Annotated in this window: 9 protein-coding genes and 1 tRNA gene; 3 read left to right on the forward strand and 7 right to left on the reverse strand. The window is 72.9% G+C overall.

Going from position 1 to position 10,532, the window contains the following annotated elements; translation table 11 throughout:
• Nucleotides 1-36 precede the first annotated feature (36 nt).
• Complete coding sequence (locus ACI6PP_RS09115) at nucleotides 37-870, forward strand: MBL fold metallo-hydrolase (RefSeq protein WP_421110980.1); 834 nt, start codon at nucleotides 37-39, stop codon at nucleotides 868-870.
• 108 nt (nucleotides 871-978) lie between these two features.
• On the opposite strand, the gene ACI6PP_RS09120 is transcribed toward ACI6PP_RS09115, so the two are convergent.
• Together ACI6PP_RS09120 and ACI6PP_RS09125 are read right to left on the reverse strand one after the other, a co-directional pair.
• The gene (locus ACI6PP_RS09120; RefSeq protein WP_421110981.1) at nucleotides 979-1,764 is read right to left on the reverse strand and encodes a glycerophosphodiester phosphodiesterase; all 786 of its coding nucleotides are present in this window, start codon (nucleotides 1,762-1,764) and stop codon (nucleotides 979-981) included.
• 91 nt (nucleotides 1,765-1,855) lie between these two features.
• Nucleotides 1,856-2,701, reverse strand: a complete 846-nt coding sequence (locus tag ACI6PP_RS09125; RefSeq protein WP_421110982.1) for a glycerophosphodiester phosphodiesterase — start codon at nucleotides 2,699-2,701, stop codon at nucleotides 1,856-1,858.
• A gap of 148 nt (nucleotides 2,702-2,849) precedes the next feature.
• Here ACI6PP_RS09125 and ACI6PP_RS09130 point away from each other — a divergent pair, with 148 nt between their 5' ends.
• Nucleotides 2,850-3,362, forward strand: coding sequence for a mycothiol transferase (locus ACI6PP_RS09130; protein ID WP_421110983.1), 513 nt, complete (start codon nucleotides 2,850-2,852; stop codon nucleotides 3,360-3,362).
• 148 nt (nucleotides 3,363-3,510) lie between these two features.
• Here ACI6PP_RS09130 and ACI6PP_RS09135 read toward each other — a convergent pair whose 3' ends face one another.
• The 4 genes from ACI6PP_RS09135 to ACI6PP_RS09150 form a co-directional block, all read right to left on the reverse strand.
• Nucleotides 3,511-5,481, reverse strand: a complete 1,971-nt coding sequence (locus tag ACI6PP_RS09135) for an acetoacetate--CoA ligase (RefSeq protein WP_421110984.1) — start codon at nucleotides 5,479-5,481, stop codon at nucleotides 3,511-3,513.
• A 1-nt stretch (nucleotide 5,482) separates the two neighbouring features.
• Nucleotides 5,483-6,319, reverse strand: coding sequence for a hypothetical protein (locus ACI6PP_RS09140; RefSeq protein WP_421110985.1), 837 nt, complete (start codon nucleotides 6,317-6,319; stop codon nucleotides 5,483-5,485).
• Nucleotides 6,320-6,461: 142 nt separating this feature from the next.
• Nucleotides 6,462-6,535 (reverse strand) — tRNA-Pro (locus ACI6PP_RS09145).
• 25 nt (nucleotides 6,536-6,560) lie between these two features.
• Nucleotides 6,561-7,481 (reverse strand): metallophosphoesterase, encoded by a 921-nt coding sequence (locus tag ACI6PP_RS09150; RefSeq protein ID WP_421110986.1) that lies wholly within the window; start codon nucleotides 7,479-7,481, stop codon nucleotides 6,561-6,563.
• Between the two features lie 57 nt (nucleotides 7,482-7,538).
• Between ACI6PP_RS09150 and ACI6PP_RS09155 the strand changes: the two genes are divergently transcribed.
• A complete protein-coding gene (locus ACI6PP_RS09155) occupies nucleotides 7,539-7,994 on the forward strand; it encodes a GatB/YqeY domain-containing protein (RefSeq protein WP_421110987.1) in 456 nt (151 codons plus the stop codon).
• A 76-nt stretch (nucleotides 7,995-8,070) separates the two neighbouring features.
• Here ACI6PP_RS09155 and ACI6PP_RS09160 read toward each other — a convergent pair whose 3' ends face one another.
• Nucleotides 8,071-10,215 (reverse strand): transglycosylase domain-containing protein, encoded by a 2,145-nt coding sequence (locus tag ACI6PP_RS09160; RefSeq protein ID WP_421110988.1) that lies wholly within the window; start codon nucleotides 10,213-10,215, stop codon nucleotides 8,071-8,073.
• Nucleotides 10,216-10,532 lie beyond the last annotated feature (317 nt).

Raw genomic sequence — 10,532 nt, forward strand, 5'->3', positions numbered from 1 at the left:
TGACCTGAACCTGGGTCGAGGGTGGACGGTGGAGGCATGAGCACCTGGATCTGCGTCGCGTGCGGTGTCGAGCACCGCGAGTCACCCGTGCCACCCGAGGTCTGCGACATCTGCGCGGACGAGCGCCAGTACGTCCCGCCCGAGGGTCAGGCCTGGGCCACCCCCGACCAGCTCGCCGACTCGCACGGCACGGACGTCGTGCAGCTCGAGCCAGGGCTGCACGGCCTGGTCGTCGAGCCGCGGTTCGCGATCGGGCAGCACACGCTGCTCCTGCGGACCCCGGGCGGCAACCTGCTGTGGGAGCCGTCCGGCGTCGTCACCGAGAGGCTGGTGGAGGACGTCCGCGACCTCGGCGGCGTCGCGGCGGTCGCCGCGAGCCACCCGCACCTCGTCGGGGCGGCCGCGACGTGGGCCGCCCGGTTCGACGCGCCGTTCTGGTTCAACGACGACGACCGCCGCTGGCTGCGCAGCGATGACGCCCACGTCCGGTGGTGGACGGGCACGGCCGAGGTGCTCCCGGGCGTCACGCTCGTCCAGGCCGGCGGTCACTTCCCGGGCAGCGCGGTGGCGCACTGGGCCGACGGCGCCGACGGCCGCGGCGAGCTGTTCACCGGTGACACCCTGATGGTGGGCCAGGACCGGGCCTCGGTGTCGTTCATGCGCAGCTACCCCAACCTGGTGCCGCTGTCGGAGCGGCTCGTGCGCAGGGTCGTCGGCTCGCTCGAGCCGCTCGCGTACGACCGCCTCCGCAGCGGGTTCGGGGTCGTCGTGGAGTCCGACGCCCGCGCCGTCGTCGAGCGGTCCGCCGACCGCTACGTCGGCTGGATCACCGACCGGATCAGGGACCCAGACGAACGTCTGAACCCCTGAGCACGACCCGGCGGCGTTGCTCGCGGCTCGACGAACGAACCCAGCTCGCCTTCGCCGCGGCGCCTTGCCGTGCGCGCTCTCAGGCGTCCAGAGGGTCAGCCTCGAGCGTCAGCCGATGAGGCCGCGAGCGAGGTCAGGCCGATCGGTGATGATCGCGTCGACGCCGGCCTCGACCAGGCGCTGCATGTCCTCGACGCCGTTGACGGTCCAGGCGTAGGTGGTGAGTCCGACCAGGCGGGCGCGGCGGACGTAGCCGGCCGTCACCGAGCCGTGCCAGGGGTTGACGCCCTTGGCCCACGACAGCAGCTGCGGACGCTGGGGCGCCACCTTGGTGAGCACCCCGTGCGACACCTGGGGTGCGAGCCGGTGGAACCGGCGCAGGGCGGCGGTGTCGAAGCTCTGCACCTCGACGTCGCGGCGGCGTCCCACCGGGTGGTGGTCCAGGACCAGGGCGAGGTCGCGCTCGATGCCGGGGAAGTGCGCGGGCTTCTTCAGCTCCAGCAGCAGCCGGACGTCGGTGAGCGCCAGGACGTCCAGCACCTCGACGAGGGTCGGCACCGGCTCGTGGACGGCGCGGCGACCCCAGCGGGCGCCGGCGTCGAGCTCGGACAGCTCGGCGAGGGTGAACGTCTCCACCGGGTCGTCGGCGCGGGACGGCCAGACGCGCTCGATGTCGGTGGTGCGGCGCAGCGTGCGGTCGTGGAGGACGACGAGCTGGCCGTCCGCGGTGCGCTGGACGTCGATCTCGACCTCGTCGCTGCCGGCGTCGACGGCCGCGCGCACCGCGGACAGGGTGTTCTCGGGGGCGGCGTGGCTGAAGCCCCGGTGCGCGACCACGCGCGTCCGCGACTCCTGCTCGGCCACCGTCTGCTTCCAGGCGCTCAGCACGCTCATGACCTCGACGGTCCACCCCGGGCGTGGCGCGGCGGGGATTCGCGCAACGCGCCGAGGTGAGCGTCGGGTGAACAGCGCACGTCGGCGTCGCTCAGCGCAGCGCCAGGTACGCGACGTCGGGGTCGTCGGTGATGATGCCGTCGACGCCGTAGCGCGCCATCCGGCGGATCTCGGCGGGGTCGTTGACGGTGTAGACGAACGTCAGGAAGCCCGCCTGCTGCGCCCGGCGCACCCAGGCCCGGGTCACCGTGCGGTAGCTGGGGTTGATCGCCTCGGCCCAGCGGTAGGTGCGCGGGTCGGCCGGCGGCGCGCCGACGAGCACGCCCACCTCGGCCTCGGGCTCGAGCTCGTCGAACGTCTCGACCGACCCCACGTCGAAGCTCTGCACCTGCACGCCGTCGTCGGTGCCCGGCTCGATCAGCTCGAAGCGGTCGAGGACGCGGGCCACCTGACGCTCGATGCCGGGGAACCGAGACGGGTCCTTGAGCTCGAGCAGCAGCTTGGAGCGCGTCCCGGCGAGGACCCGGATCGCCTGGTCGAGGGTCGGCACGCGGGTGCCGTCGAACGCCGCACCCTTCCACGAGCCGGCATCGAGACGCTTCAGCTCGGCCCACGTGAAGTCGCTGACGGGCGACGTCGCGCGCTCGGGGTAGACCTCCTCGACGTCGGTGGTGCGCCGCAGGTCGGCGTCGTGGAGCAGGACCAGCTTGCGGTCCTTGGTGCGCTGGACGTCGATCTCGACGAAGTCCGCCTTGGCCTGCACGGCGCGGCGGACGGCGGGCAGGGTGTTCTCCGGCGCGGCGGCCGAGAAGCCGCGGTGCGCGACGAGCAGCGGGTCGGCGTCAGCGGCGCCGGACGCGGGCGTCGCGCCCAGGGTGGTGACGGCGAGGGCGGCGGCCAGGGTGGCGGTCGCGGCGAGACGGAAACGGGTCGACATGGCGGTCGGGCCTTCCTTCGGGGTCGTGTCGGTGGGCCTCCTCCCCACCACGCGTGTCGCCGCACCGGCGTGCGGCCGTCCGGCCGTCGACGGCCCGGTGAACACCCGCCGCGCTGCGTCCGCGGGACGACGTGCCTACCGTGGGCCCATGTCAGACGTGCTGAGCCAGGTGTTCACCGACCAGGTCGAGCGGATCGACGGTCTCGTCGAGGGCCTCACCGACGGCCTGTCCGACGAGGTCGCCTTCTGGCGGCCCGACCCCGCCGCGAACTCGGTGTCGTGGCTCCTGTGGCACCTGTCGCGGGTGCAGGACGACCACGTGGCCGGCCTGGCCGGCACCGAGCAGGTGTGGACGTCGCAGGGCTTCGCGTCTCGCGCCGGCCTGCCCTTCGGCGACTCCGAGATCGGCTACGGGCAGGACTCCGACGAGGTGGGCGCCGTCCGGCTCGGCGGCGCGTTCCTGCGCGAGTACCACCGCGCCGTCCACGCCGCCACGCTCGAGTACGTCGGTCGTCTGGACGACGCGGAGGTCGACCGCGTCGTCGACGCCGACTGGGACCCGCCCGTCACCGCCGGCGTCCGCCTCGTCAGCCTGATCGGCGACTGCCTGCAGCACGCCGGCCAGGCCGCCTACGTCGTCGGGCTCGCCGAGCGCCGCTGACGGTCCGCCCCGCGCGCTCCTCCCGCCCGGCCCCTTCCGCCCGGATCGCCGAGTGGCGCACAACTGTGCCCGAGTGGCGCAAACCCGGGGTGGATCGCGCGTGTCGACCCCGAGTTTGCGCCACTCGGCGGGCAGGCGACGGCGTGGGTCAGGAGGGGCGGAACGCGACGAACGCGTCGAGGGACTCGGGGTTCGCGAGCGCCCCACGGGCGGCGGCGTCGTCGACGTCGGCACCGCGCAGGATCTTCTTGACGGGCACCTCGAGCTTCTTGCCCGAAAGGGTGCGCGGCAGGGACGGGACGGCGTGCAGCTCGTCGGGCACGTGGCGCGGCGACAGGTTGCCGCGCAGCGCGGACGCGACCTCGCGGCGCAGGGCGTCGTCGAGCTCAGTGCCCTCGGCGAGCACCACGAACAGCATCAGGGTGCCCGCGCCGCCGGACGGGTCCTCGAGGTGCACGACGAGGCTGTCGGCCACCTCGTCGAGGTCCTCGACGACGCTGTAGAACTCCGCGGTGCCGAGCCGGACGCCGCCGCGGTTGAGGGTCGCGTCGCTGCGGCCGCTGAGCACCGACGAGCCGTCCTCGTCGATGCTGATCCAGTCGCCGTGACGCCACACGCCGGGGATGTCGGCGAAGTACGCGTCGCGGTAGCGGCTGCCGTCGTCGTCGCCCCAGAAGCCCACCGGCATCGACGGGGTGGGTCGCTCGATCACCAGCTCGCCGACCTCGCCGACGACCGGGCGGGCCTGCTCGTCGTACGCGGCCACCGCCGAGCCCAGGCAGCGGCACGAGATGCGTCCGGCGCGGACCGGGGAGAGCGGGCTGGCGCCGACGAACGCGCTGCAGACGTCGGTGCCGCCCGACACCGACTCCAGGTGCACGTCCGGCCCGACCGCGTCGTGCACCCAGTAGAAGCCCTCGACGGGCAGCGGGGCGCCGGTGGACCCGACGGCGCGCAGCCGCGACAGGTCGGCCACCTCGCGCGGCTCGAGGCCCTCCTTGCGGCACTGGAGCAGGAACGGCGCGCTGGTGCCGAAGTAGGTGATGCCGAGCTCGTCGGCCAGGCGCCACAGCGCGCCGAGGTCGGGGTGCGCGGGGTTGCCGTCGACCAGCACGACCGTCGACCCGACCGCCAGGCCCGAGACCAGCAGGTTCCACATCATCCAGCCGGTGGTGGAGAACCAGAAGAACGTGTCGGTGGGTCCGAGGTCCATCTGCAGGCCCAGGCCCTTGAGGTGCTCCAGCATGATGCCGCCGTGCCCGTGGACGATGGGCTTGGGGAGCCCGGTCGTGCCCGAGGAGAACAGCACGTAGAGCGGGTGGTCGAACGGCACCCGGTCGAAGGCGAGGTCGGCCGGCTCGGCGAGCAGGTCGTCCCAGGTGAGGGCGCCGTCGGGAGCGGACGCGTCGGCGTCGAGGTAGGGCAGCCAGACGGTGGCCTGCAGGCTGGGCAGTCCGGCGCGGATGGCGTCGACCTCGTCGCGCCGCGACACCGGCTTGTCGCCGTACCGGTACCCGTCGACGGCCAGCAGGACGGTGGGCTCGATCTGCTGCCAGCGGTCGACGACGCTGCGGGTGCCGAACTCGGGCGCGCACGAGGAGAAGATCGCCCCCAGGCTCGCCGTGGCCAGGAGGAGCACGAGCGTCTCGGGGATGTTGGGCGCGTAGGCGGCGACGCGGTCGCCGCGCGAGACGCCGAGCCGGACGAGGCCGGCGCGGGCCCGGGCGACGGCGTCACGGAGCCCGGCGGCGGTGAGGCGCACCTCGTCGCGTGACTGCGAGCGCGCCACCACGACGACGTCGTCGTCGGCACGTCCCGGCAGCCGCAGCATCGCCTCGGCGTAGCTCAGCCGCACGTCGGTGAACCAGCGCGAGCCGGGCATGGCCTCGTGGGCGAGGGCCGGGCCGGGGCCGTCGGCGGGGGTGTCGGCCGGCACGTCGAACCAGCGCCACACCGCAGCCCAGAACCCGTCGAGGTCGGTGGTGGACCAGCGCCAGAGGTCCTCGTAGCCGGCGAACGTCAGCCCGGTGGACTGCTCGGCCGCCGTCGCGAAGCGTCCGAGCGCGGTGGTGCTGCGCGCGGCGGGAGTGGGCTGCCAGAGGACGTCGTCGTCGGTCACGTCAGTCCTCGGTGGGAGCGCTGCTCAGGCGGGCCATGGCCAGGTGCGCCAGCGCGAAGGTGGCGGCCGACAGCAGGGGCACGATGACGAACGCCCACCCGGTGGCGGACAGGCCGAGGAACAGCCCGAGCACCACGACGGGCACCAGGACGACGCCCACGAAGGCCGTGGCGCCGGGCTCGGGCGCGTCGAGGGCACGCAGCGCACGGCTGCCGACGACGATCGTCGCGACGCCCACGATCGCCAGGACCAGGAAGCCCCACCGTCCGCCGGCGGGGGTGCCGAGCAGGGCGGCGAACACCTCGGTGGCCGCCCAGCAGAGCAGCACGGCCACCAGCCCGAGCACGAGCCCGAGCACCGCGGCCAGCGCGGGCATCGGCAGGGCACGGGCACGGTCGAGCCGGACGGCGACGGCGCGCCGCACGTCGTCCGACCGCTCGCGCACGCGCACGGCGACCGGCGAGGAGGGCTCGGCGCGGGGCTCGTCCACGACGACGGTCGCGGCGTCGTCCTCGCGCGTCTCGGACGACGGGTCCTGGCGGCGTCGCCACGACGGCAGCGAGGGCAGCGAGAGGGTGGGCATCGACACCTTGGGCACCGACACCGAGGGCAGCGAGAGCCTGGGGGCGCGCGCTGCCCGACGGCCCGGCGCGGGCGCCCGTCGCTCGTCGCGCTCGACCGGCTCGACGACGGGCAGGGGCGCCGTGTCGTCGTCGGCCGCGCGGTGGGACGCAGGTGCCGGTGCGGCGACGGGTGGCGGCGCGGCCACCGGCTTGCGGACGACCCGGCGCACCACGCGGCGCTGCGGTGTCGGCTCGCCCGAGGTGTCGTCGCTCACAGTGGACCAGTCTGGCACAGCGCCGGTGGCACCGGTGGCGGGCCGCAGACGGCGAGAGCCCCGGACCAGGTGGTCCAGGGCTCTGCGTCGGCCGGCAGCGTTCGGACTGCGGTTCGGCCTGAGGTGTTCGTGTGGTGCTGTGTCGGGGTGACAGGATTTGAACCTGCGGCCTCGTCGTCCCGAACGACGCGCGCTACCAAGCTGCGCCACACCCCGGGTGTCCCGGAGGACAGGGGAGACTCTACAGGCTGGCGGCACCCCCGGGCGCCGGGGTCAGCGTGAGGAGGGTGGCCTCGGGGCGGCAGGCCAGCCGGACGGGCGCGAACGGCGACGTGCCGAGCCCCGCCGAGACGTTCATCCACGACGTCCGACCGTCGGCGTGGTGCTGGTGCAGGCCCTTGACGCGGGCGCGGTCGAGGTCGCAGTTGGTGACCAGCGCGCCGTAGCCGGGGACGCAGACCTGGCCGCCGTGCGTGTGGCCCGCGAGGATCAGCGGACGGTCGGCGGCGGTGAACGCGTCGAGCACCCGCAGGTAGGGGGCGTGGGCGACGCCGATGCGCAGGTCGCCGTCCGCGCGCGGTGCGCGGTCGAGGACGGTGAGGTCGTCGAGGTCGAGGTGCGGGTCGTCCACGCCGACGAACGACAGGTCGAGGCCGCGGACGCTCAGCGACCCCCAGGCGTTGGTCAGGTCGAGCCAGCCGTGCGCTGAGTAGGCCTCGCGCAGCTCGCGCCAGGGCATGTCGATGTCGCGCCGGCGCACACCTCCGGAGTGGTCGACGAGGTACTTGAGCGGGTTGCTCGGCCGGGGCGAGTAGTAGTCGTTGGACCCGAAGACGAACACGCCGGGCAGGTCGAGCAGGTCGCCGTGCGCGCGCAGGACCGCCGGCGCGGCCTCGGGGTGCGCGAGGTTGTCGCCCGTCGAGACCACCAGGTCGGGGTCGAGGTCGGCCAGGGCGGCCACCCACCGCTGCTTGTCGCGCTGGTTCGGCGTCATGTGCAGGTCGGACAGGTGCAGCACCTTCAGGGGCGCCGACCCGGCCGGCAGGACGGGGGCCTCGACGCGCCGCAGGGCGAACCACCGACGCTCCACCCCCGCCGCCCAGGCGAACGTCGCGGCGCCCGCGGCGGCGGTGGCCACGGCTGTCCGGGTGAGGGGATGCATCGCACCAGCCTAGGGCGGGTGCGGCACCCGGTTGCCGTCCCGGGGATCATGGAGACCATGAGTGCACTCAAGGACCGCCTGCGCGACGACCTCACCTCCTCGATCAAGGCGCGTGACTCGATCCGATCGGGCACGCTGCGCATGGTGCTCACGGCCGTCACGAACGCCGAGGTGTCGGGCAAGCAGGCCCGCGAGCTCACCGACGACGACGTGCTCGGCGTGCTCACCTCGGAGGCCAAGAAGCGCCGCGAGGCCGCCGAGGCGTTCGACGCCGGTCACCGCCCCGAGCTGGCCGACAAGGAGCGGGCCGAGGCCGCGGTCCTGGCCGAGTACCTGCCCGAGCCGATCGGCGTGGACGAGGTGCGCGCCATCGTCGCCGCGGCGATCGAGCAGACCGGCGCCGACGGCATGAAGGCCATGGGCCAGGTCATGGGCGTCGTCCAGCCGCAGGTCAAGGGTCGCGCCGACGGCGCGGTCGTGGCCGCCGAGGTGCGTCGCCAGCTCGGCGCCTGACACCGCCGCGGACGCACGAGGGCCCGCACCCCGGTGGGGTGCGGGCCCTCGTCACGTCAGGACCGGGTCGACGACCTCAGCGGTCGTTGCCGCCCCGGTCGTTCCCGCGGCCGTTGCCACCGCGGTCGTTGCCACCACGGTCGTTGTTGGCGGCCGGCTTGGCCGGCTGCCGCGACGGCGGGCTGGCGAAGTTGTCGCCGTCCAGGTACTTGGTGAGGTCGCGGAACGCCGAGCCCCAGATGGGGGCCGCGATCTGCGAGCCCGACGCGTTGGACAGGTACGTCCCGCCGACCTCGCGGCCCTGCAGCGAGATGGGCTGGCCCTTGCTGTTGGCGCCCTCGACCATGGCCGCACCGGCGAGGTCGGTGGTGTAGCCCGCGTAGGTCACACCGCGCTGGCTCTGGATCGTTCCGGTCTTGGCTGCCGACGGGATCGACAGGCCCGCGTTCGCGTAGCCGAACCCGCCGGGCTGCTGGACGCCTCGGAGGATGTCGTTGACCTGGTCGGCCGTGGACTGCTTGACCACCCGGGTGCACTGCTTGTCGTACTTCTTGATCACCTTGCCGCCGGCATCGGTGATGTCGGCGACCGGCTGCGGCTTGCAGTAGATGCCGCGGGCGGCGAACGTCGCGTACGCGCTGGCCAGCGTGAGCGGGTCGGTGCTGGTGACGCCGAGCGCGAAGGTGGGGACCACGTCCTGCTCGGGGACGGTGACGCCCATCTTGCGGGCCAGGCTGACCGGCTGGCACAGCCCGGTGCGCTTCTCCAGCTGCATGAAGAACGTGTTCACCGACAGGCGGGTGCCGGTGTACATGTTCATGTTGCCCGAGCTGGTCGAGTTCTTGACCTGCGCGTCGGGTCCGCCGAACCAGGGACGGTCGGCGTCGCACGTGGCGTACGGGCCGCGCACGTTGTAGGTGGCCGGGGAGTTGATCGTGGTGCCGACCGACATGCCCTTCTCGAGCGCCGAGGCGAGCGAGAAGATCTTGAACGTCGACCCGGCCTGGAAGCCGCCGGAGTCGCCGTACTCCTTGGGCACGGTGAAGTTCAGGTAGGTCTCGCCGGCCTTCTTGTTGTCGCCCATCGGGCGCGACTGCGCCAGCGCCTTGACCTTGCCGGTGCCGGGCTCGACCAGCGACATCAGGCCGAGCGCCGCGTCGGTGGGGTTGACGTTGGCCTGGACGGCCTTGTCGGCGGCGGCCTGGTACTTGAGGTTGATGTTGGCCCGGATGGTCAGGCCACCGGTCTCGATCTTGTTCTTGCGCTCCTCGACCGAGTCGCCGAGCGCGGGGTCCTGCAGCAGGTAGCGGCGGACGAAGTCGCACGGGAAGGGTGCCTCGGAGGTGACGCAGCCGTTGGAGAAGGCGGTGATCTTGAGCCCGAGCGGGGCGGCCAGGGCGGCGTCGGCCTCGGCCGCGGTGATCTCGCCCTGCGAGCGCATCGTGGCGAGCACCGTGTTGCGGCGCTGGAGCGCGTTCTCGGGGTAGCTGGTGGGGTCGTACTGGACCGGGTTCTTGACCAGGCCGGCGAGCGTCGCCGACTCGGTCAGGCTGAGGTCCTTGGCGTCCTTGGAGAAGTAGTGCCGTGCGGCCGCCGAGACGCCGTAGGCGCCGTCGCCGAAGTAGGCGATGTTCAGGTAGCGCTTGAGGATCTCGTCCTTGGAGTGCTTCTCCTCGTACGCCATGGCGTACTTGAGCTCGCGCAGCTTGCGGGCGGGCGACTTCTCGGTGGCGGCCGCGCGCTCCTCGGGGGTGTCGGCCTGCTGGACCAGCGTCATCTTGACCAGCTGCTGGGTGATGGTCGAGCCACCCTGGGTGGAGCCCTCGGCGGCGTTGTTGACCAGGGCGCGCGTGGTGCCCTTCACGTCGATGGCGCCGTGGGAGTAGAACCGGTAGTCCTCGATCGACAGGAGCGCCTGGCGCATGACCGGCGCGATCTGCTCGAGCTGCACGTCCTGGCGGTTCTCGGAGTAGAAGTACGCCATCGTGCGGCCGGTGGAGTCGACGACGCGCGAGCGCTGCGCGGTGGGCGTCTCGCGGAGCTCGAGCGGCAGGTTCTCGAACCCGTCGGCCACCGAGTTCGACGAGGTGCCGACGATGCTGGTCACGGGGATGAGCAGACCGGCGACCAGGAGGCCGGCGAATCCGCTGAGGAGAGCCATGGCTCCGATGGCGCGCAGGGGGCTGGTTCCCTGCTCGGAGCGACGCGAGCGCACAGACATGCGCTCAGGGTACGGGACGGATGAAAGGGACTCCCAGAGAACGGATCGGGGCCGCGACACGCCGGTCTGGTCCGAAGATGGTCACAAATGACTATGCCGGGTGGTCCGCCTTTGTCTGTTTCGCAGGGAATGGGCGGGTGAAGATTCTCCTACGGCTTGAGTAGAGCCGTGGGGGTCGGCATGGGGTCGGCACTGCTTTCTTCTCGGGAGGTAGCGACATGTGGAACGAAGACTGGGCAACTGCCGCGGCGTGCAAGGACGCCGGACCGGACGTCCTGTTCGTCAAGGGCGCCGAGCAGAACCGCGCCAAGCAGATG

It is taken from the genome of Solicola agrisoli (assembly GCF_049059935.1).
In the GTDB taxonomy this organism is placed as follows: Bacteria; Actinomycetota; Actinomycetes; order Propionibacteriales; family Nocardioidaceae; genus JAURVT01.